Here is a 25,779-nt window from a genome sequence, read left to right as displayed (position 1 = left end):
TCGCTAGCGGCTTCCCGTCTCGTCCATGACACCATGAAATCTCTTTTAGGGATAAGGTAGTCAAAAGATGGCGAGCTCTTTTTTTTCCATTCCTGACGTCTATTTTGGCGAGGAAGCAATCCATACCCTGCGTCGGCTGAACCATAAAAAGGTCGGGATTGTGACCGACAACTTTATGGCAACCTCCGGCAAAACCCGCTACCTGATCAACGAGATGCCGCAGGCCGCCGTCTCTATTTTTAGCGACGTCAAACCCGATCCAAGCGTCGAGGTACTCCAGGCCGGGGCAGCGCAGTTTAAAACGTTCCGACCGGAGGTCATTATCGCGCTGGGTGGCGGCTCGTCGCTGGATGCGGCAAAAGGGATAAAAGTGACGCTGGAAGAGTTTTTCCCCGGTCACGCCATCGAGCTTATCGCCATCCCGACCACCAGCGGCTCCGGGTCAGAAGTGACCGCCTATGCCATTATTTCCGACCCGCAAAACGGGCGTAAATATCCGCTGATTGCCGATGAACTGGTCCCCGACTGCGCCATTCTCGACCCGCATCTTGTGCTCTCCGTTCCCCTGCAGGTGGCCGTCGATACGGGCATGGATGTGCTGACCCATGCCATTGAGGCGCTGGTTTCTACCGACGCCAACGACTTCAGCGATGCGCTGGCAGAAAAAGCCATTGCCCTCACCTGGCGCAGCCTGCCCGAGGTGTTCCGCGACGAGAAAAACCTTCAGGCGCGCAGCCATATGCACAATGCCTCCTGCATGGCCGGGATGGCATTTAATTCCGCCGGTCTCGGGCTGGTACACGGTATGGCGCACGCTATCGGCGGCATGCTGCATATTCCGCACGGCAAAATTAACGCCATGCTGCTGCCGCTGGTGATTGAGCACAATGCTGAACGTTCGCCCCGTGCCGCGACCCGCTATCTGACCTGCGCCGCCATTATGGGGATCCGGGCCGCCACGCCGCAGCAAACGCTCGATGCACTGGTCAGCGGCATCCGCGATCTTAATCGCCGTTTTGCTATCCCCGCCACCCTGAAGGAACTGGGCACCGATATGGCGCATTTCACGTCATTACGCGCCTCGCTGACGGCGGCGGCGCTGGCCGACGGCTGCACGGCAACCAACCCCTATGAACCCGTTCCCGCTGATGTCGACGGGCTATTGACCCGTATCGCCGGATAAACCTTATTCACTCTTATTTCAGGTCGTTGACGTTATGAATGACAACCAGCAGCAAGCCGAATTGATCACCCGCCAGATCCTCCAGGAGCTGGCGGAGCGGGACACGCGCCCGGCGTCCAGCGTCGCTCAGACGCTGGATATTCCGGTCGGCATCTCCAATCGCCACGTGCATTTAAGTCGGGAAGATATGGATGCGCTGTTCGGGTACGGTGCCACCCTCACGCGGATGAAGGCCGTTAAGCAGCCCGGCCAGTACGCCGCAGAAGAGACCGTGATCCTGCGCGGGCCTAAAGGCGAGCTGCAGCGGGTTCGGGTGCTCGGTCCCCTGCGCAGCGCAACCCAGATTGAGATCTCCGTCGCGGACAGCTTTGTGCTGGGCGTCAAAGCCCCGGTGCGGATGTCAGGGGATTTACAGGATTCGCCGGGGATCGAAATAATCGGACCACGCGGGCGGGTAATGAAATCCGACGGGGCGATTGTCGCCTGGCGGCATATTCATATCTCCCCGTCCGACGCGGAGCGGTTTGCCCTGCGCGATGGTATGGAGATTGATGTGCGCATTAACGGCTATCGCGGCGGGATCCTCAGTCATGTGCTGGTCCGCGTCAGCGCTGACGCCGTGCTGGAAATGCATATTGATGTCGAAGAGGCGAACGGCTTTGGCCTGCGCAATGGCGACTGCGTCAGGCGCGTGGTCGCGGAATATCATTATGGCTGATCGGGGAAACAGGCTGACAAGTCGGGAGCGCCTGTCCGATTTCCTGGATGCGCTGATCCCTGCCCTGCTGGCACGCCGGACGATCCAGGTGGTCATCAGCGGCGAGGACCTGTCGACCCTGACCACCACGCTGACCTGCCTTACCGCGCTCCACCGCAGCGGCTATCTTCTGCGGCTGGCGTTTTCCCACAGCGCCTGTCACTCATCGCTGCAGGCGGCCTGTCTGGACGGCCTTGCCGTGCGTCAGATTCATGCGCTGTGCGACAACGCCGGACCGGAGTCCGATACATACTGTCAGCTCTATCTTCCGGCCCTCTCGACCAATAGCCTGAGCAAAATCGCCCTGGGGATAGGCGACAACCTCGTCTCCCGCTGGGCCTTCCACGCGCTGAGTCAGCAGAAACCCATTGTCGTCACGCTGACTCATCCTGTACTTCCAGCGGCGCTTCAGGCGCGTCTCGCAGAGTATGCCGCAACCCTGACCACCTATGGCATCACGGTTATCGGTCAGGAGAAGACAGCAAAACTGATTACGCTCAGCGATGCGCGACAGCTCCCCGCCGGGGAGCCGGTTCATATTGGTCGCCACACGCTGGTTACGCCCGCCGCCCGGGATGAATTCCGGACTCGCGGCATCGAACTTATCGCTTCCCGGGGGGAAATATGTATCTGGCAAAAGTGACCGGAGCACTGGTCTCCACCACCAAACACGTCTCGCTCAACGGCGCAAAACTGCTGATTGTCGCCCGCCTGGATGAACACTATCAGCCAACGGGAACGGCGCAGGTTGCGGTCGATTTTGTCGGCGCGGGCAACGGCGAGACGGTCCTGATTACCACCGGCAGTTCGGCGCGGATGAGCACCAGCAAGGAGCACTCCGTTATTGATGCCGCCGTGGTCGGCATCGTTGATTCCCTTGACCTCCACGGTCAGTGAGCCATCGGGAGAATATCATGCGTCAGGATTGTCACTCCGACCTCGACCGCCGAATCAACGAGGCGATTTCACGTCATCTCCCGTCAAATTCGGCCTCGCTCAGCCTGGCGGACGCGGCGGCGCTAGCACAGTACGCCCACGAGGCGGCTCTTGAGCACGCTGTGCCGGTTGTTTTTAGCCTGGTCGATGCCGGTGGTCAGCAGCGTTACTTTTTTAGCATGGATAACGCCCTGCTGGTCAGCCAGAGCCTGGCGGGCAAAAAAGCCTGGAGCGCGGCGGCGCTCAGAATGCCCACCCACCAGCTGGCAACGGCGATACAGCCGGGTGCAAGCCTTTATGGTCTACAGCATGAACCGGGTATCTGCTGCCTGGGCGGCGGGCTGCCCTGCTGGTCCGGCGGCGTGCTGCTCGGGGCCATCGGTATCAGCGGCGGCAGCGTCGAACAAGATATTGCTATTGCCAGCGCGGCGCTGGCGCGGTTCAGCCGCGAGCGCTTCCCGCTGACGGCCGTTAATGCGTCAATTTCCTGAAGGACAGGGGTCACTATGTCGTTAGCTTCACTGGTTCTGGTTATTAACTGTGGTTCATCCTCTCTTAAATTTTCCGTTATTCCGCGTGATGATGATGCGCCCTTACTCTCCGGGCTGGCGGAGAAGTTAGGTCTGCAGGATGCCTGTATGACATTTAAAGATGCGGCGGGGAATAAAACGACCGAATCCCTGACCGAGGCCAGTCATCACTGCGCCCTGAAAACGCTTTTTGCGAAGCTCGATAGTCTGGCCCTGCTGCCCCGCGTTTGCGCCATCGGGCACCGCGTGGCCCACGGCGGGAGCGACTTTACCCGGTCGGTGCGGCTGACGGCGTCGGTTATCGCCCGCATCCGGGCGCTCTCGGCCCTGGCTCCGTTACATAATCCGGCCAACCTGACCGGCATTGAGGCCACTTTTGCCCTGCTGCCTTCTCTCCCGCAGGTGGCGGTGTTTGATACCGCTTTCCATCAGACGCTCTCCGCCGAAGCCTACACCTACGCTATCCCGCTGGCGTATCAGGAGCAGCATCAGGTCAGACGCTACGGTTTTCACGGCACGTCGCACCGCTTTGTTGCCGCCGAAGCGGTGGCGCGGCTGAATCTGGACCCGGCCGACCATGGGATTCTGATCGCCCATCTCGGCAACGGCTCTTCCGTTTGCGCGGTGAAGAATGGCAAAAGCGTGGATACCTCGATGGGCATGACCCCACTTGAGGGGCTGGTGATGGGAACCCGCTGCGGGGATCTCGATTTTGGCGCTGCCGTCTATATCGCCCACGCGACCGGGCAGTCACTCGACGAGCTCTACAAAATGGTCAATAACCAGTCAGGGCTGCTGGGCATTTCAGGCCTGTCCAGCGACTGCCGCACCCTACAGGAGGCACGCAGCCAGGGCTGTTCCCGCGCCACGCTGGCGATTGATGTGATGGTCCACCGCCTGGCGCGCCATCTTGGGGGGCACCTCGCCTCGCTCCACCGCTTCGACGCCCTGATCTTTACCGGCGGTATCGGCGAGAACTCGGCCCTGGTCCGGGAGCTGACCGCCCGGCGGCTGGCGGTGTTTGGCGTACAGCTCGATGCACAGAAAAATGCGCAGATGTGCGGCGGCCAACAGGGGGTGATATCCCGTCCTGATTCACCGATTGTTGCGGTGATCCCGACCAACGAAGAGAAGATGATCGCCCAGGACGCCGCGGCGATTGCCGCCACGGTCTGAGCACGCTGGCGCAGGAGGATTTTATTGTCGCCCGCCGACGTGGAAAACAAGAAAGTCTCTCTGACGGGCAAAACATTTTGTCCTGTGCGCAATAACATCGTAATGCATGAATTATTACGTCAATGAAGGCACCCGCCGGGTTATTTCATGACTTGCTTTTACACTTACCTGGAATATTGAGGTCATTATGCAACAAGAAGCGTTAGGTATGGTTGAAACAAAAGGTCTGGTCTCGGCAATTGAAGCGGCTGATACCATGGTTAAATCCGCAAACGTGACTCTCGTGGGTTATGAAAAAATCGGTTCCGGACTGGTCACGGTAATGGTCCGTGGCGATGTTGGCGCGGTTAAAGCCGCCACGGATGCAGGTTCTGCTGCGGCAAATAAAGTCGGTGAACTGGTCTCTGTGCATGTTATTCCACGCCCGCATATCGAAGTGGAAAAAATTCTGCCGAAAGCGCTCGGTTAATAAAGCCAGAGGATACCGACCATGCGAGATAATCTTGTTGAACAGATTATATCTGAAGTAATGAATAAACAGACGGATACCGGCGCCCCGAAAAAAACGGCGGCCAGTATCGCTGGCTGCGGGCTGACAGAGTTTGTCGGCACGGCCCTCGGTCATACGATTGGACTGGTTATTGCTAATGTCGATCACCAGCTCCATGAGGTCATGAATATCGACAAGAAGTTTCGCTCAATCGGTATTCTAGGCGCGCGCACCGGAGCAGGCCCGCAAATTTTCGCGGCTGACGAGGCCATCAAGGCCACCAACAGCGAAATCCTCTCTATCGAACTGGCGCGTGATACGGAAGGCGGCGGCGGACACGGGTGCCTGATCATTTTTGGCGCATCTGATGTATCCGATGTTCGTCGCGCTATTGAAGTCGCGCTGGCGGAGGTCGAGCGGACCATGGGCGATGTCTACGGCTCCCCGGCGGGCCATCTGGAATTTCAGTATACCGCCCGTGCCAGCTACGCCCTGAACAAGGCGCTGGGTGCGCCGGTAGGGAAAGCTTTCGGCATGACCTGCGCCTGCCCGGCCGCTATCGGCGTGGTGATCGCCGACGCGGCGGCTAAGGCGGCGGTCATTGAGCCGGTGGGCTACGCCAGTCCGGCCAACGGCACCAGCTTCAGTAACGAGGTGATCTTCACCTTTGCCGGTGATTCAGGCGCGGTACGTCAGGCGGTGATTGAGGCACGCGAAACGGGGCTGACGCTGCTCTCCACGCTGGATCCGACGCCACTCAAATCGACGACCACCCCGTATATTTGATGGCACGCCGCCGCTGTGAAGTAAGGAATCAATAGCATGAACGATCTTGAAATTTCTCAGGCCGTCTCGCGCGTGCTGAGCAAATACACCAAAACAGCGCCTGAACCCGCAGCGCGCCCGGCGCAGGCGAATCCGGCGCATGACAGTATTGAGGCCATCGTTGCCAGCGTGCTGGCGAGCCGGACAGCGCCGGAGACGCCTCAGGTTAGCGTTTCCGGTGAGGGTGCTTTCGCCACTATGGATGAGGCCATTGTCGCCGCCCAGCTCGCGCAGATCCAGTATCGTCACTGCACTATGCAGGATCGCGCCCGCTTTGTTGACGGCATCCGCACGCTGTTTCTCAAGGAAGAGGTATTGCAGGATATCTCACGGATGGCCGTGGAAGAGACCGGGATGGGCAACGTCGCGGACAAGCTGATTAAAAATCGCGTGGCGGCGCAAAAAACGCCTGGGGTTGAAGACCTGGCGACCGGCGCATTAAGCGGCGACGGCGGTCTGACCCTGATGGAATACTCCGCATATGGCGTTATAGGTTCAATCACCCCGACCACGAACCCGACGGAAACCATCATCAATAACAGTATTGGGATGCTGGCAGCGGGCAATACGGTGATCTTCAGCCCCCATCCGCGCTCACGCAATGTTTCCCTGCACTGCGTCGCGCTGATTAACCAACGCCTGGCCCTGCTGGGCGCGCCCGAGAACCTGGTGGTGACGGTCAGCACGCCATCCATCGAGAATACCAACGCCCTTATCAACGATCCACGCGTCAATATGCTGGTCGCCACCGGTGGTCCGGCCATTGTCAAAACGGTGATGTCATCGGGTAAGAAAGCCATCGGTGCCGGGGCGGGCAATCCGCCTGCCGTGGTGGATGAAACCGCCAATATTGAGAAGGCAGCCAGAGATATCATTAACGGCTGTAGCTTCGATAACAACCTGCCCTGCGTGGCGGAAAAAGAGGTCATTGTCGTTAATGAAGTGGCGGATTACCTCATCCACTGCATGAAAAAAAGCGGCGCCCTGCTGCTGTGCGATAAGCAGCATATCCAGCAGCTCCAGTCGCTGGTGCTTAACGACAAGGGTACCGGGCCGGACACCGCCTTTGTCGGCAAAGATGCCCGCTACATCCTCCAGCAAATCGGCATCGATGCGCCGGAAGAGGTCAAGGTGATCCTGCTGGAGACAGAACGCGACCATCCTTTTGTGGTGCATGAATTGATGATGCCGATCCTTCCCGTGGTGCGGGTCGAAAACGTCGATGAGGCGATTGAACTGGCCATTAAAGTGGAGCATGGCAACCGGCATACGGCGATGATGCACTCCACTAACGTGGAGAAACTGACCAAAATGGCGCGTCTGATCCAGACCACGATTTTTGTCAAAAATGGTCCCTCCTACGCCGGAATAGGCGTCGGAGGCGAAGGTCACGCCACCTTTACCATCGCCGGACCAACCGGAGAAGGTTTGACGTCGGCGCGTACTTTCGCCCGGAACCGTCGGTGTGTGATGGTGGAAGCGCTCAACATTCGTTAATCAACGCAGGCGGGTAATCTACTGATGAAAAAGCGCGTTATCAATGCACCGACCCCGGAAACCCTGGCCATGCTGAAACGGCGCATGCCTTCCGAGTCGCGCAACCGGCTTGAGCTGGTGCGTATTGATGCCATCGGGCTGATTATGCTGCCGATACCTGACCTGTACTTTTATGCCGATCTGGCCAGTAAAAGCGCCCACGTTGCGGTATCGGAAATTTATGGTAGTTGCCCGCAGCATATCACTACGCTGGCGATATTTGGTGAAGTGGCTGCCGTCCACGAAGCCATGCGTTTTATTGAGGATGACACGGCGGCATTTTGAAATACCAGCGCATCTTTATTAATTGATTAACGAATGTGCCCGGCACTGCCGTGAGGTTAAAAATTCAGGCGTGGGGATAAACCCTGCCTATATCATTTCGGGAGTTATTCTATGTTAGAGAAAGGCTTTACTCATCCTACCGATCGTGTTGTAAGACTCAAAAATATGATTCTGCACGCTAAACCTTACGTAGAATCTGAACGCGCAGTGCTGGCAACCGAGGCTTATAAAGAAAACGAACATCTTCCGGCTATTATGCGGCGGGCAAAAGTCGCCGAGAAAATATTTAATGAATTGCCGGTGACCATCCGCCCTGATGAATTAATTGTTGGCGCCGTAACCATTAATCCGCGCTCAACGGAAATTTGCCCTGAGTTTTCCTATGACTGGGTCGAAAAAGAGTTCGACACCATGGAACACCGTATTGCCGACCCATTTATTATCCCGAAGAAAACCGCGTCGGAACTGCGCGAGGCCTTTAAATACTGGCCAGGAAAAACCACCAGCTCGCTGGCCGCCTCTTATATGTCTGAGGCCACCAAAGAGAGTATGGGCAGCGGCGTATTCACCGTCGGTAACTACTTCTACGGCGGGGTCGGCCACGTTAGCGTCGATTACGGCAAAATCCTGAAAATCGGCTTTCGCGGCATCATCAATGAAGTCACCCGGGCGCTTGAACAGCTTGATCGCAGCTCGCCTGACTACATTAAAAAAGAGCAGTTCTACCAGGCGGTGATCCTGACCTACCAGGCGGCGATTAATTTTGCCCATCGCTACGCGCAGGAGGCCACGCGCCTCGCCCGGGAAGAGCGCGACCCGACGCGTCAGCGCGAACTGGAACAAATCGCCCGCAACTGTACCCGCGTGCCGGAGAACGGCGCCACCACCTTCTGGGAAGCCTGCCAGACATTCTGGTTTATCCAGAGCATGCTGCAGATTGAATCCAGCGGCCACTCGATCTCCCCCGGCCGTTTCGACCAGTATATGTACCCTTACCTCGCCGCCGATACTTCCATCGACAGCACCTTCGCCCAGGAGCTGGTGGACTGCTGCTGGATCAAACTGAACGACATTAACAAAACCCGCGATGAGGTCTCCGCCCAGGCCTTTGCCGGCTATGCCGTGTTCCAGAACCTGTGCGTGGGCGGTCAGACCGAAGACGGTCGCGATGCCACCAACGCCCTGACCTGGATGTGTATGGACGCCACCGCCCACGTGCGTCTGCCGCAGCCCTCGTTCTCTATTCGCGTCTGGCAGGGTACGCCGGATGAGTTCCTGTTCCGCGCCTGCGAGCTGGTTCGCCTGGGTCTGGGCGTGCCGGCCATGTACAACGATGAAGTCATTATTCCGGCCCTGCAAAACCGCGGCGTCTCCCTGCGCGATGCCCGTGATTACTGCATTATCGGCTGCGTGGAGCCACAGGCACCGCACCGCACCGAAGGCTGGCACGATGCGGCGTTCTTCAACGTGGCGAAGGTGCTGGAGATCACGCTGAACAATGGCCGCTCAGGCAGCAAACAGATTGGCCCGGTAACCGGAGAGTTAACCCAGTACGCCGGAATTGACGACTTCTATACCGCCTTTAAAACGCAGATGGCGCACTTTGTTCATCAGCTGGTGGAAGCCTGTAACAGCGTGGATATCGCCCACGGCGAACGCTGCCCGCTGCCGTTCCTGTCGGCCATGGTGGACGACTGTATCGGCCGGGGTAAATCCCTGCAGGAAGGCGGTGCGATCTATAACTTTACCGGTCCGCAGGCTTTCGGTATCGCCGATACGGGCGACTCGGTCTATGCCCTGCAGAAGCAGGTCTTTGAGGATCGCCGTCTGACGCTGCAGGAGCTGAAAGGCGCCCTGGATTCCAACTTTGGCTATCCGGTTGGCGGCACCCCGCACGCCACCCCGGCCAAATCCTCTCTCGATGAGCAGGATGTCTATGCGGTGGTTAAACGCATTATCGACCAGCACGGTTCGCTGAACCCTGCCGCCATCAAAGAGGAAGTCTATCGCCAGTTGGCCGGAGCAAGTGCTGCACCGGCAACCGGTAGCGGACGCTATGAAGAGATCCGCCATATCCTGGAAAATACGCCGTGCTTTGGTAACGACATTGACGAAGTGGACCTGGTCGCCCGCAACTGCGCCCTGATCTACTGCCAGGAAGTGGAGAAGTACACCAACCCACGCGGGGGTCGTTTCCAGGCGGGGATCTATCCGGTTTCGGCCAACGTCCTGTTCGGGAAGGATGTCAGCGCCCTGCCGGACGGTCGCCTGGCCAAAGAGCCGCTGGCCGACGGCGTCTCTCCGCGTCAGGGCAAGGATACGCTCGGCCCGACCGCAGCGGCGAATTCGGTCGCCAAGCTCGACCACTTTATTGCCTCCAACGGGACGCTCTATAACCAGAAATTCCTGCCGTCGTCTCTGGCCGGGGAGAAAGGGTTACACAACTTTGGCGGCCTGGTCCGCAACTACTTCGATAAGAAAGGGATGCACGTCCAGTTTAACGTCATCGACCGCAATACCCTGATTGAGGCCCAGAAAAACCCGCAGCAGCACCAGGATCTGGTGGTACGCGTTGCCGGGTACAGCGCCCAGTTCGTGGTGCTGGCCAAAGAAGTTCAGGATGACATTATCAGCCGCACCGAGCAGCAATTCTGATCCTGTCCAGCCTCAGGGCCACGCACCCGCGTGGCCCTTTTCAGACCTGATGGTCGCGTTGATGATGAGTGATGTTATGAACAGAGTCGAACACGAGACGGAAGGCGTTCTTTTCAATATTCAGCGCTATTCCCTGCACGATGGTCCCGGTATTCGCACCATCCCCTTTTTCAAAGGCTGTCCGCTGGCGTGTAAATGGTGCAGTAACCCGGAATCACAGCGCCCGCAGCCCGAGCTGATCTTTAAAAAGAGCGACTGTATCCGCTGCGGAAAGTGCATTGATACCTGCAAACAGCGGGCGCTATCCCCCGGCAACCCTTTCTTTGTCGATCGCGAACGCTGCATCCAGTGTGGCGAGTGCACGAAGGTTTGCCCGACTCAGGCGCTGGAGATGAAGGGAAAACGAATGACGGTCAGCGAGGTTATCCGCGAATTACAGAAAGAAGAGAATTTGTTTCGTCGCTCCGGCGGCGGCGTAACGCTGTCGGGCGGCGAGCCGCTGGCGCAGCCAGAATTCGCCAGGGAGTTGCTGAAGGCGTGTAAATCGAAAGGGTGGCATACCGCCATCGAAACCACCGGCTTCACCACCAAAGAGGTCATAGAGGAAGTCTTCCCCTGGGTTGACCTGGCCCTGACGGATATTAAAGCCATCAACCCGGCGACCCATGAGCTGAACACCGGCGTGGATAACAGCCGTATTCTGGAAAACCTGATCCGGATTTCCTTTATTACCAAAGTGATCGTGCGTATTCCGGTGATCCCGGGGGTAAATGATAACCCTGACGAAATTCGCGGTATCGCAGAATTCGCGAAGCTGATGTCCGGCGTTGATACCCTGCATCTGCTGCCCTACCACTCCTTCGGGGAAAACAAATATACCCTGCTGGGCCGTATTTATCCGATGGGTGAGGCAAAATCTCACGCTGAAGAGAAAATGGAAAGTCTGAAAAAAGTCGTTGAATCAATGGGTTTTCACTGTCATATCGGCGGGTAATCCGCCGCAAAATAACAATAGCGTTTTCACCCTCCTCCTTTTGCACCTTACAAACATTCAGTGATGACCACGTGCATCACTGAATACAGGAAAATACGATGAGCCAATCTCTTACATCCGTAAAGGGCCCCTGCATTGCCGAATTTCTGGGGACCGGACTCTTTATCTTTTTCGGCACCAGCGTGCTCTGCGCGGTAAATCTGGCCGGGGCCAGTTTTGGCCTCTGGGAAATCAGCGTGGTCTGGGGCCTCGGCATTGCGCTGGCGGTCTATCTGACGGCCGGTATTTCAGGCGCACATCTTAACCCGGCGGTCACCCTCTCCCTCTGGCTGTTCGCCTCTTTTAGCGGTCGTAAAGTTGCGCCCTATATGCTGGCCCAGCTGGCAGGTGCCTTCTGCGGCGCGGCGCTGACGTATCTGCTCTGGCACAATTTTTTTGCCGACTATGAGCAGGCGCACCAGATAGTACGCGGCAGCCAGGAGAGCCTGGCGCTCGCGGGTATTTTCTCTACCTATCCGGCCCCGGCCATCAGCGTCTGGCTGGCTGCGCTGGTCGAAATCGTTATCACCTCAATTCTGATCGGCCTGATTATGGCGCTGACCGATGACGGCAACGGCGTGCCGAAAGGGCCACTGGCTCCGCTGCTGATCGGCATCCTGGTCGCCGTAATTGGCGCCTCAACCGCGCCGCTGACCGGGTTTGCAATGAACCCGGCACGTGACTTCGGGCCGAAGCTCTTTACCTTCTTTGCGGGTTGGGGAGAGATCTCGATGACCGGCGGCAGGGATATTCCCTATTTTATCGTGCCGCTGATCGCGCCGATTATCGGCGGGCTCCTCGGGGCCGGTATCTATCGTTACTGCATAAGCCGCTACCTGCCTGTTCCCGTTCGTCCTTAACGGACCGCAAACTCTGCAGACACAAAAAAACCACCCTGGGTGGTTTTTTTGCTTGCGGATATTGTTACTTTTTGCCCTTTTTCGTTCGCGGCTGCGGCGGCTTTTCCTCATCAGGTTCGGAGGCGTCGAGCAGCACAACCGGGATCGTCTCTACTTTTTCTTCCGCCGCCGTCGGGGTCTCTTCCGGCGCGGGGATTTCTGCCTGCCGGGAGGAAACGCCCCGGGTTTCCGGTGAATCAATCAGGCCGTCGATACCGGCGGCGGTACGGGCAATCACCTTCCAGGCATAAACGCTCCCTACCCGGCTGGCAGCAGCAACGCCCGCGGCCACGGCGGCATTCATGGCCCCGACTTCTCCCGCAAACTTGACGGTGACCAGACCGCCGCCTTTGGTCAACTCGTAGCCGACCAGCTCAACGTTTGCCGATTTCATTGCGGCATCGGCAGCCTCCATCGCGACCGTTAGGCCGACCGTTTCAATGAGTCCTAAACTCTGCCCGGACATCGCGTTCTCCTGTTAATGTCAGTTCACTGGGTAGGCATGGGATTGCGCATAAAGCGTGCCGCGGCATCCCGCAGCAGCGCCACTTTGTCCGTCTGTTCCCATGGAAATATTTCCCGGCCAAAGTGGCCGTAACATGCCGTCTGCCGGTAGCGCGGCGCAAGTAAATCGAGCTGTTGAATCATGCCGTAAACGCTCAGGTCGAAATGGGTATCGACCAGCCCGGCCAGCACCCCTGACGTAAGCCGGGAAGTACCAAAGGTTTCAATGCGAATGGAAACCGGGCGGGACAGGCCAATCGCCCAGCCCAGCTGGATCTCACAGCGCGATGCCAGCCCGGCAGCCACGATATTCTTCGCCACATAGCGCGCCGCATAGGCCGCCGAGCGGTCAACTTTGGAGGGATCTTTGCCTGAGAATGCGCCCCCGCCATGGCAGGCTGCGCCACCGTAGGTATCGACAATGATTTTTCGCCCGGTCAGGCCGCAATCAGCCGCCGGTCCGCCGTGGACAAACTGACCGGCAGGATTGATCAGCAGGCGGGTTGTGGCCGTCAGCCAGCGCGCCGGGATCGTCGGCTTGACAATCTCCTCAATTACCGCCTCCCGCAGGGTGGCAAGCGGCATATCCGCCCGATGCTGGGTGGAGATCACAATGGTGTCAGCAGCGAGGATCTGACCCTCGCGATAGCGCAGAGTGACCTGACTTTTCGCATCCGGCAGGAGGCCGTCGAGCCGCCCGGTCTTACGCAGCATCGCCTGGCGCTCCATTAAACGATGGGCATAAAGCAGCGGCGCCGGCATATGCTGCGGGGTTTCGCTGCACGCGTAGCCAAAGGTGATCCCCTGATCGCCAGCCCCCAGCGAGGCGGGATCGTCGGCGCGTATACCCCGGGCAATATCGCCCGACTGTCTGCCCAGCATATTGATCACCGCGCAGGTCGCGCCGTCAAACCCCTTCGAGGAGTGGTCGTAGCCGATGGATTTCACCGTGGCACGTACAACGGACTCAATATCGACCTGCGCCCGGGTGGTGATTTCCCCGGCGAGGATCACCGCCCCGGTTTTCACCAGGCATTCGCAGGCCACTCTGGACCCGGGGTCTTTCAGCAGGCAGGCATCCAGAATGGCATCCGATATCTGATCGGCCATTTTGTCAGGATGCCCTTCGGCAACGGACTCAGAGGTAAAAAGATAATCTTCCACGACGGGGCACCAGATTAAGAGCGTCTCTTATCTTAGCGATCTGCGCTTTTCGGGTGCGTAAACTATCTTGCCGCAATAGCGGACTTTCTTGCGCTTGCCGGGGAAGCAAGCGCAAAAAAAGACTGACCGCCCTAACGGGCTTCCGGCGAGATAATTCTGCGGTAGTCAGACGGGGCAATACCCGTCTCTTTTTTGAAGATCCGACAGAAGTAATTCGCATCCTGCCAGGAGAGCTCCAGCGCGATAGCATTAACCTTTAAATCACTGAACTGCAGTAGCGATTTCGCCATGCTGATTTTGCGGCTGGTGATATAGCTTGAGAAACCCGTTCCCATACTTTTCTTGAAGGCCCGGCTCAGGTAACAGGGACTGACAAAGACTCTGGCGGCAATTTCATCCAGGGTCAGGTTATGCAGAACATTTTTCTCAATATAAAATTGTGCGCGGCTCACGAAATCCATACTGCCACTGGCATGCTTAAAGACCTGCTCAAAGAGCTGCTCGCTGATATGCAACAGCTGATTAAAAACCTGCCAGTAGTTACCCGCCAGGAGTCCCTGCTGGCGTATCTTCAGTACCAGCCCGCTCAGCTCTTCGCGGCAGGACGTATATTTGTCACCGAGACCCGCCAGGTGCTGCTGGATCAGTTCGAGCGCGTCGGTTACCGTTTTCGAACGGTCGCTGCCAAAGGCCCAGCCGGTACAGGCCGCATCCAGGATGCTGAATAAAAAACGGTGCCAGCCGGGGTAATCGCAGCGGGTAATCAGCTCGCTAATTGTCTGTCTCAGTTCCCGCGTCGCGAGGGCGTCCTCTTCGTCGACCTGCAGCGTTTTACGGATCGCCTCGTGCAACACGCTTTGCTTAACCGGCTTAAGCAGGTAGTCATCCACTTTCAGGCTGAGCATATGCCGCACGATATCAAAGTCATCGTTGGCGGTGGTCACGATAACTTTGGTTCCGCTGTTTTTCTGCTTGAGGTATTCAATCACCTGATTGCCGTTAGGGAGCGGGATATTGATATCAACGAACATCATATCAATCTGCTCAAGCTGATCGATTAGCTGAATGGCCTTATTGCCGGTGGCGGCCTCATGGATAACGGCATTTTCAACGCAGCGAGAGATGATGCGCCTGAGGGATTCCGATTCGATATGCTCATCTTCAACAATCACAATATTGTACATGTTCACGCTCCTGGCTCAGGCGGGTACCAACGGGAACCGCAATTTAATGGTGGTGCCAAGCATAGGCTTGTGGGGACTGGTGATTTGCATGGCGTAGCTTTCACCAAACAAGAGTTGAAGGCGGTTTTTTATGTTATGAATACCGATGCCGCCTTTTTGCCGGTTCTGGTCCCCGGACAGAATGTTTTCAATATCTTCCCGGGATATCCCGTCACCGTTATCGGTGATTTCAATCGTCACATCCTTGCCGTCATCCGTCGCTCGCAGAAGAAGATGACTCTTCATTTCACGTGGCTCGACCACATAATTAAAGAAGTTTTCTACCAGCGGCTGAAGAATTAAAAAGGGGCAAACGACATCTTTGTATTTATCGGTAATGTCGCAAACATAATCAAAGCGATCGTTCATTCTCACTTTCTGAATGGCCATATAGCAGTTGACGTAATTCATCTCCTGGCCCAGGGTGATCAGGCCATTATTATTTTTGCGCAGTAAATAGCGCATCATATCGGCAAAGTCATGCACCATGGTTTCGGTGCGGCTGGCCTCCTCGAGAAACGCCAGCCGACCGATAGTATTCAGCACGTTAAATAAAAAATGCGGATTGATCTGGTAAGAGAGCGCCTTGAACTCGGCCTCATGCAATAAACGCTCTATCTCAACCCGCTTACGCAGCTCGGCGGTCAGCTCCTGCTCTTTCTGTCGAAGTTCACGTTGAATGTTGTTGGCATGTGCCTGTTCTACCAGATACGAAGCAACATGCAGCAGCGTATAAGCCGTCGATTCGAAACGTTCATAGGGCATACGCTGCGTCGTGTAATGGAGATCGCTCAGCCAGGGGTTTGCCTCCCACAGGGTGTTGTTGTCGAGGATATAAGGGATGCTATTTTCTTTCTCTTCTTCTACCTTGACCTGGCCGGAGATAAACGCCCCAAGATAATGATTGTTAATCATTATCGGCACCGCAAACTCGACAAATCCGCAATAGCAGCGGTAGACCACCGGTTTCCCGGCGCGCATAGCTGCCTCGCCGCCCGCCCGATCGCTGTCATAGCAGTGCCTTTCCAACGTTTCATTCATTCGGGAGCGTGCGCAAAAATCGGAAAAGCCGCTGGGACGCGTGACGGGCACGCCATCCTGGTCCACGACCACCAGCGCGATCATCATCGATTTACTAAAATTATCTTGCAGGGTCTGCAGGCGATCGACATCAAGAAACTCGTGCAGTTTATATTTGTTGCTCATGATATCTGCCCACTTATTTTAAATACCGGCAAACCATACCTTATTTATCAAATCAAAATAATGAATCCGCTCACAAACGCACATTTAATTGTGGCAGAAATGTTAATTGAGTGATACTTATGTTTTATTATTGTTTTATTTAGCAAACATTCGCCCCCAAAAAGATATTACCCAAACGTATCGTTCATTTATTATAAACTGTGTAATAAGCCAGGCTTTTGTAAAGAAAATCGGCTTACAGAACAAACGCTCCGGGATACGCCAATGCGAATGAGACGCTACGCCGACTCAACGAATTAATAAGATAAATGCAAAATCCTTAATGATCCCGACAATGCACTTTTGCCCCCCTCAGCACCGCCGATAGAATTCACCGAAAAACAATCAAATGGCAGAATAAAAACATATATAATCACATTTTAATAAATTAAATTGCTATGCTCAGGGTCAAATGTTTACATATACCTCATCGAATACATCAGAAAGTATCATCACTGGAGAGAATCAATAATGAGCATTCATCCGCAAAACATTCTCAACTTATATATTAGAAGTTCAAATAATGATTTGCGCAATATCGTTATTATGAGAATGCCTTTCTTTTGCGGCCTGCAAGAAAATTGACTCACATCAATAAAAATGAAAATGACACGTTTTTTATTTAAAAAAAACTAAATGGTTTTAGGCGCCTTTTCATTTCCATATGGGATGAAAGGTTAATTAAACTTGACTTATAGATACAGTGAACACAATGAATTGGATTTTCATAGCGCGAAGGCCGGTGATTACAGTTTTTTATTTTGCATATTTCACTAACGCAGACGGCATTGCGTTGCCTTAGGAAAAATGTTCTTATGCTGTCGAAAGGGAGAGAACGTCAGATGGGAATGTATTCAGTGCAGGTTGGATAACACTCTATTAACTTCACTCGCATAACGTACTTCATGCTATCAACTCTTATTGACAGGCAAGAACTCTACCAGATTGGCTAAAAGATGTATTTTTCCTGATGGTCGCCTTTACCGGAGCTCTCAGCAAAATGTTATTAACGACAATGACAGGAAAGTTTAATAGCAAAAATTATATCCTTTAGTGAATCTTGTGGCTGTAGCAAACACCTTCCTGATCGCTGTTGAATTCTTTCAACCGGTTAGCGGATGGCTATTTGCTGGATTAATGCATGCTGGGGAGAATGTTATGTCAGACAATACTGTTAGTGGGGTTATCCCGATGGGATACCTTATTGAAGGTAACACCTTTTACAGTTATGAAAAAAAGAGTTTAATTTCCATCGGCAGTTCGAGGAAAGGGATCCGTCTGCGAAGTACTCAGTCAAATGTTCTGGAATATCTGCTTGAGCATGCTATTGAATCTTTTGTCACGGATGAGGAGCTGATGCTGAATGTCTGGGAGAAAAATGACCTGCGTGCGTCAACTCAGCGCGTCTGGCAGGTTATCAATAGCCTCAGATTGAAAATCCAGGAACTGGGTATTAGTGATCACTTCATATTAAGAGTATCCAAAAAGGGTTTTTATATAAGGGAAAGCAGCATCAGAACGATTTACTGCAGCCCTGCGCAAAATCATCAACATGTCGAAGTGTGATTTTTTCGGCATTTAAACAACCTTTATCGCAACAGATAAGACAGAATCGACATGGATGTATTGACTCGTTCTGAAAAAGAAACGCTGTGCCTTGTCCTGACAGATAATCATTTTCTGTTCTACGGACTGTCATCGCTGTTCAATCATATTGAACTCCATCATATCCCCTATGATGGTGCGTTTTGCAACGTAACGACAGACATCCTTAGTGCTAAAAACATTACTATCCTCATCGACTGTAATATTTTTATTAGCGGCAAATGGCATGGTTATAAAGCGCTAAATCAATGCTACCCGCAGGCCAAAAGAGTCTGGCTGACGCGTTGGTCGCACTGGGCTATGTGGCCCAGTGAATGCATCAGGGACCAACAGTTACTATCAACCATGAGCACCCGCTTATTGTTTAAAAAGTTATCCCCAATGCTTAACGGACGCTCAGCAAACAACGCTGAAGGCGATGCATTAGACTTTCCTGAGTTTAATGTAAAAGAAAAGAAATTCCTCGCCAGTTTCCTGAAAGGAAAAGAGGTTAATTTTCTGGCCAAAAAATCGATGCGCTCAGAAAAAACAATATATACCCTGCGCTGCGCCATCCAATATAAATTCGGCTTCAGAACATCGGCCTGGATGGTTTCTATTTTTTATCGCAACAATGAAGTATTTAACGAAACGTGGATACATCAGCTACAGAAAGGGACGCCAATATAAGCATGCAAAATCGATTTACAAGATATTTATTTTATTGATTCCAACACCTAAAACAGTTTAGAGCTTATATCATGAATAGAATATTCAAAGTTATCTGGAATGCACAACTGCAGGTTTTTATCGTTGCTTCCGAGTTCGCCAAAGGCTATTGCCGAAGTGCAAAAGTTTCGTCTGATGCAAAGCACCTGCTAATGGGTATCGTCACGCCCCTCGCCGCAGGCTTACTGTATGCGCCGTCAATTAATGCCGCGGACCTGACTTTTTATGGATTCTCCCCTTCGGATCCCACCGAAATCACCGTCTCCGGCACTGACAATACTCTGACGGGCAGCTTCGCAAACGTGCAGAACGGGAGTAAAGGATTCAAAAATATCACGCTAGGCCAGGCACAGGCTGACGGTTTATTGGGCTGGAATGGCGACCTGGTTGGGCAGTATGATCTGCTGAAAATGGGCTCCCAGGAGAAATCCATTAACTATACCGATCCGCTGACCGGGACCAACCTGTCGATGAAGGTGTTTAACAGCGATAATTTCCTTACCGCTTCCCTCTCCGACTTCGTGGTGGCGGTTTCTGTTGCAGTGGGTAAAGATGGCCAGTATGTCGACAGAAACCTCTATAACATTAATGACGGCGGCTCGCTTAACGTCAATGTGGGTAGCACGGCCGCAGACTGGATGAACCAGGCGGAGAACCATTTTTCAGCGATATTAAAAAGCTCCGTAAAAGATAAAAATAACACCTCCGTCTTCCTGGTCTCCTCAACCGGAAGCGATGCTTCACTTAATTACAATGCCAAAACCGTTGTTCAGTTGGGTAATAAAAATAACAACTTTAAGGGTAACGAAACCTCCATTGCCAATGCGGTTCTCAATAAATATACCGGAACCTTTAGCAGTGTCCTGGGTCAGCAGACCGTCACCAGCCTTGATGAGTTTATAGCCTATAACAATGCCCTGGTTGCCGCGCTGCAAAATGGAGAGATCCATATGACAGAGGCGGAGTACGCTGCCGAACTGAACAAAGCGAGGGATACTAAGGCTTATCCGATCTATACCAATAATGACAGTATTCCTGCAGACGATGCGGTGAAGGCCCAGGTTAACCGGGATGCGGTCTCGTTTATTCATGCCAGCGGCGCCGGGGCTGTGGTTAATATCGATGTGGATGCCAACATTCAGCTGCTCGCCTCAGACGCCGCCCTGGTCAATCTTGAAGATGGCGCCACCCTGGTCAATAACGGCACGCTGGGCACGACCGGTAACACCCTGCAAGGCGCCTATGTTGTCTCCACCCGGAGCGGATCGGTCTTGCAGAACAACGGCGTAATTGATGCCGGAACGAATAACGAGATGCTCTCTGCGAATAACGACGTTGCTGCCGGAATGCAGACCGGAATCATGGCAAATGGCACCTCGGTGGTGAACAACAATGCCACCGGCATTATTAATCTCGCGACCAGCAGTAGTCAGAACAGTAATGACGGGGTGATACTCGGCGATACTGCCGCCATGACCAATAACGGTACCCTTAATGTAGCGGCGACCACTCAGGTCACCACCCAGGGGACGCCGGTAACGACTGGGATCAAGGCAACCCAGCAATCAGCGCTAATCAATAATGGTCTGATCTATATCGGTCGCGAAGCGCAGCGTAACGCGACGGACGTGGCCCAGGATTTACGCATCAGTAGTAAATCCGTCGGTGTTCAGGTCTCGGACTCGGCGACCTATACCAGCACCGCCGATTCGAAGATCGTGATCGGCTCCCTGACCTCGGATGCCAGGGCGCTGAGCATCGAAAGCACATCGACTTCCAGCCCTGTCGTGGATCAAAAGGGTACTATCGATATTAACGGTGCAGTTTCCGGCACCTCTGCGGCAAATATCGGGATTTCGGTCGGGAAAGGGACGAGCCTGGACAGCGTGACCAATAGCGGCGTCATTAACCTCAACGGCATCTACGGTATTGGTATCGACATTGCTAACGGCGGCAAAATAACCCATACCGGTATTATTAATGTCAATGGTGGCCCGGACCCCGTGTCCGCTTATCCCAACTACGGAATTCGCACGGACGGTACCGGATCGCAGGCCAACGTTTCCGGCATCGTCAATCTGACCGGTAATAATGCCATTGGTATTTACACGCTGAATAACGGTGAGATCGATGTGACTGGCGATGGTGCCGTCAATTTTCTTTCCGGGAAAAACCAGACCGGCTTCTATATTTACGGCGCGGGCTCATCGCTGAGTAACAGTGCGACCAGCGTGCAAAACGTGTCGACAGAAGACTCAACGCTGTATCGGATTGACGGCGGCGCTATCTTTAACGGATCGGCATCCTTGACCTCGCAGCTTATCGCGTCCGGTCTTAACGCCACCATTATCCGTACAACCGGTGCGGGAAGTCAGTTCGACTCTGGCAAGCTCAACTTCTCCGTAACGGGTGAAAATGCGACGGCCGTCAGGGTAGAAGGCGGCGCGGCTGGCACCATTTCGGCTGATACCGTGATAAGCCTTGCGGGAAAAAATACCACGGCTGGCGTGGTCGACGGCCAATACTATGCGCTGGATGGCACGGCTATCGATGCCGCCGCAGGTGACTCGGTCCTGACCAGCTATGCGGTGCTGGAAACGGCCAATACCGCAGCAGACGCCTTTGGTTATATCGCCAGAAATGGAGGACGTCTGATTCACCACGGCGCGATCAATTTCACCGCTGCGGACAGCACCGGCGTCCTGATTGATGGCGGCATTCTCGAAAACCACGCGGATATCAGCGTTAACGGCGTGGCGGTCAATATTCAGGGTGAGAACTCCGAGGTCACCAACAGCGGTACGGTAACGGCAACCGACGGAACCGCGGCTTATCTGGTTGGCAACGGTGCCTCCCTGAGCCTCGACGGAGCCGGTCTGACTCAGGCGGCGGGCAGTGCGCACGGCATTCTGCTGGCCTCTGGCGCAAAAGGACTCACGGTTGACGGCGCCACTATCAGCATGGCCAGTTCCGGCACCGGGAATGCGATAGAGAACGTGGCGGGGATCGGCGGCATTCAGCTGAAAGACACCACGATTAATGTCGGCAATGGTATCGGGGTTCATACGGGCGCGTCTCTGGCACAGACTAACTCCGGGATCATCAACGTTAACGGCAGCGGCACGGGGATTTTATTTGAGGGTCTCGCCGACGGGTCAGATACGGACCAGATGCTCGATACTTCCGACTCTGCCGGGCTGGTCATCAACGTTAATGCCGCTGACGGTCACGGGATCGTGACCCGCTCGACCGCCGACCTGAAAACCGGCGTCAGCGTAAATGTTCTGAATAAAGATGGCAAAGCGGCGCTGGTCGTCGAAGGAACCACACAAAATGTGGCGCAATCCGGCGTACTGACCTCGATCTCTGAGCAGTCGGCAGTGGTGGATATTGTCAGCCACGTCCTTGAAGCCTTTACCAATACCGGAAGAATAGAAGCTCTGGATGCCGCCCATAAGGCTCTGGAACGGCTTGAAGGTGCCGGAATAACCTTAATCAACGCTGCAGGCGCCAGTATTGTGGGCCAGGTTAACCTGCTTAGCGGCGACAACACCGTAATTCTTGAGTCGGGCAGTTCAGCCACCGATATCACCAGCGGCGCGGGTGCCGATCGCTTTATCCTCAAGGATATTCAGGCGGAGGATAGCGCCACGTTGTTCACCTCCCTGAACGGCGGTGCAGGCGACGATACGCTCCAGGTTGAAAACAGCATTTATACCCTGAGCAGCGCGAAGGCGATCAGCAGTATTGAGCATATCAGCCTGAGCGATAATTCGGTGTTCACCCTGGACAAGGTTTCTCTTGCCCTGGGGGATGACGGCCAGGATGCGACCGGCACCGGCTACCAGATTGACGCATCCAGTACGCTGCAGTTGAAAAGCGCAGCGGACCTCACGTTTAACAGCCATATTGCGGGCGAGGGTACGCTGGCGATCGATGCCTCCGGCCATCAGGTCTCCTTCAGTGACAATAATGCCGGAGATGGTTTTACCGGTACGGTTGCGCTCAGCAATAGCCTGTATGAGCTGGGCGGCAACAATGCACTGGCCCTCTCTGATGCGACCCTTCTCGCAGGCAGCGGCAGCGAGATCCATGTTACCGAAGGGGAACAACGCATAGGTGGACTGGCGTTCGCCGGCGGGACGGTGAAATTTGATGGCGTTACGCCGGGCGAATCTGCCGCCTCGGGCATTATCCGTACCCTCGGTATGGACCTGGCGGGACGCGGCGTTATTCAGGTCGATACCGGCAGCGTCAGTAATGACCGCCCCCAGGCGGAGACGCACCGCGCCATCCTCGAGCAGGATGACGGTGAGGCGCTGATTACGCTGGCGACGTCCGACACGGCGGTCCAGGGCGGCGCGGGCAATCTGGTCCTGCACGACAAAGACGGCCATGTCATCACCGATGCGGTCACGGCCGCGATTGCTCAGGACGGCCTCACGGTGGCGAACGGCACCTATGATTACCGCCTGACCAGCGGCGATAGCAATGACGGACTCTATATCAGCTACGGCCTGACCCAGGTTGAGCTGCTGACCCGCGGCAATCAGGCACTGATCCTCGATGCGGCAGGTAAAACGGGCAACGGGGCCGACTTAAGCGCCAAAATCACCGGCAGCGGCGATCTGGCGTTTGACAGCCTGGCGGGAGAGACCGTCACGCTGTCAAATATGGACAATGACTATACCGGCGTGACCGATGTTCGCAGCGGAAACCTGGCCATGCTTAACGACGGCGTGCTGGGGAATAGTAGTGAGCTGAAACTGGCGGCCGATTCCGGATTCACGATGAACGGGCATGCCCAGACGCTGGGGAAACTGACCAGCGAAACCGGCTCCCTGACGCAGCTTGATAGTGGACACCTGACCCTGACGGAAGGCGGGACGGTGTCCGGCGAACTGGCAGGTAATGGCCTGCTGACGCTGGCAGGCGGGACGCTCACCGTGGCGAATGCTAATAACGCCCTTGAGGCAAAAACCACCATTGCTCAGGGCGCAACGGCGATCCTTGGTAATACGCTGGGTCTTGGGAAAGGCGATATTGAACTGGCCGGTGCCCTGAACCTGCAATCGGCAGCAGGCACGCTCTATAACAACCTGTCGGAAACGGGAACGGTGGGTATTTCTTCCAGCGACGTTATTCTCGCCGGCAACAACGCCAGTTTTGCCGGAACCTTCGCGGTCGATACTGACGCCGCGCTGACGGCGACGGCCGCAGAGCAGTTGGGCAGCGCCAGCGTCGATAACGCGGGGAGCTTTACCCTCAACACCGATGATAACTGGTCCCTGGTAAATCAGGTTTCGGGCAGCGGCACCGTCGTAAAAGACGGCTCCGGCTCCCTCACCCTGGGCGATAGCGCGCAGTGGACGGGCACAACCGATATCAACGCGGGCGGACTGGTTCTGGGGAGCGCAGAGAGTGCCGTCACGCTTGCCAGCCAGCAGGTGAATATCCATGAAAATGGAGGCCTTTCCGGCTTTGGCGGCGTAGCGGGTAATATCCTCAACAACGGCACTCTGCGGGTCGGTAACGAAAGTCTCTCTGAGGCCAGCTCAGACATTGCGCTATTGTCGACCTCTGTCACAGAGCCCGCGCTGTTTACTATTGGCGGTAATCTGGAGAACAGCGGCGAAATCTGGCTGGGGAATACCGGCGCAGCGGCGGGTAACCAGCTGGTTATTAACGGCGATTACATCGGTAACGGCGGCGTACTGAATATGAATACCGTCCTCGATGGTGATGGCTCGACAACCGATAAGCTGACGGTAAAAGGCAGCACGTCGGGCACCACAGGCGTCAGTATTTCCAATGCGGGGGGGTCAGGGGCACAAACGCTTAACGGGATTGAAGTGATCCACGTTGACGGTGAGTCTGCGGGCACGTTCACGCAGAACGGCAGGATCGTGGCCGGGGCATATGACTACTCCCTGGTGCGCGGTCAGAACGACAATAGCGGTAACTGGTATCTGACAAGCAGTAAAACCGTGCCGGATCCGGTGAACCCGAATCCTGCCCCTGATGTGCGTCCGGAACCCGGAAGCTATACGGCGAATCTGGCGGCAGCCAACACCCTGTTCAACACGCGACTGCACGACCGCCTGGGCGAGACCCAGTATACCGATGCCCTCACCGGGGAGCAGAAGGTCACCAGTATGTGGATGCGTCAGGTGGGCGGTCACACAAACTGGCGCGACGGCAGCGGCCAGCTGAAAACCCAAAGCAATCGCTATGTACTGCAGATGGGCGGCGACATTGCGCGCTGGAGCAGTGACGGCATGGACCGTTTGCACCTGGGCATGATGGCGGGCTATGGCCATAGCAGTAGCAATACGCGTTCGTCGAACACCGGATATGCTTCCGACGGGTCGGTCAACGGCTACAGCGTCGGGCTGTACGGAACCTGGTACGCCAACGATGCCACCCACCAGGGAACGTATCTGGACAGCTGGGTGCAGTATAACTGGTTTAACAACCGCGTCAGCGGCGAGACGATCGACGGTGAATCCTATAAGTCGCATGGGATAACGGCCTCGCTTGAGTCAGGCTATACCCATAAGCTGGGCGAGTTTACCGGCAGCAAAGGTTCCCTGAACGAGTGGTACATTCAGCCTCAGGCGCAGTTGACCTGGATGGGGGTGAAGGCGGATGAATTCCGTGAGTCTAACGGCACCCGCGTCAGCGGTGAAGGCAATGGCAATATCCAGACCCGCCTCGGACTCCGCACCTTCCTGAAGGGGCATGACGCCAGCGATAACGGTAAGGATCGTCAGTTTGAACCCTTTATTGAGGCAAACTGGATCCACAATACCCGTGATTTCGGCACTCAGATGGATGGCGTCACGATTAAGCAGTCGGGCGCCAGAAATCTGGCAGAGATTAAAACGGGTGTGGAAGGCCAGCTGAATAAAAACCTCAACCTGTGGGGAAATGTCGGTGTTCAGGTTGGAGATCGGGGCTATAACGATGCCGCTGCCATGGTCGGCATTAAGTACAGCTTTAAATAATCCGCAGAAATAAGATCA

19 protein-coding genes and 1 pseudogene are annotated in these 25,779 nt (G+C 55.1%); 16 read left to right on the top strand and 4 right to left on the bottom strand.

Annotation, left to right across the window (positions count from 1 at the left end; translation table 11 throughout):
- Positions 1-67 precede the first annotated feature (67 nt).
- The 13 genes from EDF81_RS01495 (at position 68) to EDF81_RS01435 (ending at position 12,266) form a co-directional block, all read left to right on the top strand.
- The gene (locus EDF81_RS01495) at positions 68-1,183 is read left to right on the top strand and encodes a 1-propanol dehydrogenase PduQ (RefSeq protein WP_123345592.1); all 1,116 of its coding nucleotides are present in this window, start codon (positions 68-70) and stop codon (positions 1,181-1,183) included.
- A 34-nt stretch (positions 1,184-1,217) separates the two neighbouring features.
- Positions 1,218-1,901 (top strand): phosphate propanoyltransferase, encoded by a 684-nt coding sequence (gene pduL / locus EDF81_RS01490; RefSeq protein ID WP_123345590.1) that lies wholly within the window; start codon positions 1,218-1,220, stop codon positions 1,899-1,901.
- Positions 1,894-2,583: a flavoprotein gene (locus tag EDF81_RS01485; protein ID WP_123345589.1), complete on the top strand. Its 690-nt coding sequence runs from the start codon at positions 1,894-1,896 to the stop codon at positions 2,581-2,583. The genes pduL and EDF81_RS01485 overlap by 8 nt, the downstream gene beginning before the upstream one ends.
- Positions 2,565-2,837, top strand: coding sequence for a EutN/CcmL family microcompartment protein (locus EDF81_RS01480; protein ID WP_123345587.1), 273 nt, complete (start codon positions 2,565-2,567; stop codon positions 2,835-2,837). The genes EDF81_RS01485 and EDF81_RS01480 overlap by 19 nt, the downstream gene beginning before the upstream one ends.
- A gap of 17 nt (positions 2,838-2,854) precedes the next feature.
- Entirely contained in the window at positions 2,855-3,367 is a 513-nt protein-coding gene (locus EDF81_RS01475; protein WP_123345585.1) for a heme-binding protein, read from the top strand.
- A 15-nt stretch (positions 3,368-3,382) separates the two neighbouring features.
- Positions 3,383-4,582, top strand: coding sequence for a propionate kinase (gene tdcD / locus EDF81_RS01470; RefSeq protein WP_123345584.1), 1,200 nt, complete (start codon positions 3,383-3,385; stop codon positions 4,580-4,582).
- Positions 4,583-4,769: 187 nt separating this feature from the next.
- Positions 4,770-5,051: a propanediol utilization system shell hexameric protein GrpH gene (gene grpH, locus EDF81_RS01465; protein WP_123345582.1), complete on the top strand. Its 282-nt coding sequence runs from the start codon at positions 4,770-4,772 to the stop codon at positions 5,049-5,051.
- Between the two features lie 21 nt (positions 5,052-5,072).
- Positions 5,073-5,858, top strand: coding sequence for a propanediol utilization microcompartment protein PduB (gene pduB, locus EDF81_RS01460; RefSeq protein ID WP_123345580.1), 786 nt, complete (start codon positions 5,073-5,075; stop codon positions 5,856-5,858).
- A 36-nt stretch (positions 5,859-5,894) separates the two neighbouring features.
- Entirely contained in the window at positions 5,895-7,394 is a 1,500-nt protein-coding gene (locus EDF81_RS01455) for an aldehyde dehydrogenase family protein (protein WP_123345579.1), read from the top strand.
- 24 nt (positions 7,395-7,418) lie between these two features.
- Complete coding sequence (locus EDF81_RS01450) at positions 7,419-7,718, top strand: BMC domain-containing protein (RefSeq protein WP_123345577.1); 300 nt, start codon at positions 7,419-7,421, stop codon at positions 7,716-7,718.
- Between the two features lie 111 nt (positions 7,719-7,829).
- The gene (gene grpM, locus EDF81_RS01445) at positions 7,830-10,373 is read left to right on the top strand and encodes a glycyl radical diol dehydratase GrpM (RefSeq protein ID WP_123345575.1); all 2,544 of its coding nucleotides are present in this window, start codon (positions 7,830-7,832) and stop codon (positions 10,371-10,373) included.
- 76 nt (positions 10,374-10,449) lie between these two features.
- Positions 10,450-11,367 carry a glycyl-radical enzyme activating protein gene (locus EDF81_RS01440; RefSeq protein ID WP_123347642.1) on the top strand — a complete coding sequence of 306 codons (918 nt, stop codon included), beginning with the start codon at positions 10,450-10,452 and terminating at the stop codon, positions 11,365-11,367.
- A 98-nt stretch (positions 11,368-11,465) separates the two neighbouring features.
- Positions 11,466-12,266 (top strand): MIP/aquaporin family protein, encoded by an 801-nt coding sequence (locus tag EDF81_RS01435; RefSeq protein ID WP_123345573.1) that lies wholly within the window; start codon positions 11,466-11,468, stop codon positions 12,264-12,266.
- A gap of 238 nt (positions 12,267-12,504) precedes the next feature.
- Here EDF81_RS01435 and EDF81_RS24180 read toward each other — a convergent pair.
- The 4 genes and pseudogenes from EDF81_RS24180 to EDF81_RS01415 form a co-directional block, all read right to left on the bottom strand.
- Positions 12,505-12,771: pseudogene (locus EDF81_RS24180) on the bottom strand (BMC domain-containing protein); the annotation flags it as partial.
- 23 nt (positions 12,772-12,794) lie between these two features.
- Complete coding sequence (gene metK / locus EDF81_RS01425; protein WP_123345570.1) at positions 12,795-13,973, bottom strand: methionine adenosyltransferase; 1,179 nt, start codon at positions 13,971-13,973, stop codon at positions 12,795-12,797.
- A 131-nt stretch (positions 13,974-14,104) separates the two neighbouring features.
- The gene (locus EDF81_RS01420; RefSeq protein ID WP_123345568.1) at positions 14,105-15,157 is read right to left on the bottom strand and encodes a response regulator; all 1,053 of its coding nucleotides are present in this window, start codon (positions 15,155-15,157) and stop codon (positions 14,105-14,107) included.
- Between the two features lie 15 nt (positions 15,158-15,172).
- Positions 15,173-16,402, bottom strand: coding sequence for a PocR ligand-binding domain-containing protein (locus tag EDF81_RS01415; RefSeq protein ID WP_123345566.1), 1,230 nt, complete (start codon positions 16,400-16,402; stop codon positions 15,173-15,175).
- A gap of 1,197 nt (positions 16,403-17,599) precedes the next feature.
- Between EDF81_RS01415 and EDF81_RS01410 the strand changes: the two genes are divergently transcribed.
- The 3 genes from EDF81_RS01410 to EDF81_RS01400 all read left to right on the top strand — a co-directional run bounded on the left by EDF81_RS01410 (position 17,600) and on the right by EDF81_RS01400 (position 25,761).
- Positions 17,600-18,007, top strand: a complete 408-nt coding sequence (locus EDF81_RS01410; protein ID WP_184999443.1) for a winged helix-turn-helix domain-containing protein — start codon at positions 17,600-17,602, stop codon at positions 18,005-18,007.
- 51 nt (positions 18,008-18,058) lie between these two features.
- Positions 18,059-18,715, top strand: a complete 657-nt coding sequence (locus EDF81_RS01405; RefSeq protein ID WP_123345562.1) for a hypothetical protein — start codon at positions 18,059-18,061, stop codon at positions 18,713-18,715.
- A gap of 71 nt (positions 18,716-18,786) precedes the next feature.
- Positions 18,787-25,761 carry an autotransporter outer membrane beta-barrel domain-containing protein gene (locus EDF81_RS01400; protein ID WP_123345561.1) on the top strand — a complete coding sequence of 2,325 codons (6,975 nt, stop codon included), beginning with the start codon at positions 18,787-18,789 and terminating at the stop codon, positions 25,759-25,761.
- Positions 25,762-25,779 lie beyond the last annotated feature (18 nt).

It is taken from the genome of Enterobacter sp. BIGb0383, assembly GCF_003751845.1.
In the GTDB taxonomy this organism is placed as follows: domain Bacteria; phylum Pseudomonadota; class Gammaproteobacteria; order Enterobacterales; family Enterobacteriaceae; genus BIGb0383.
Note: the sequence above shows the minus strand (reverse complement) of the source record. Positions and strands in the feature narration are given on the sequence as shown.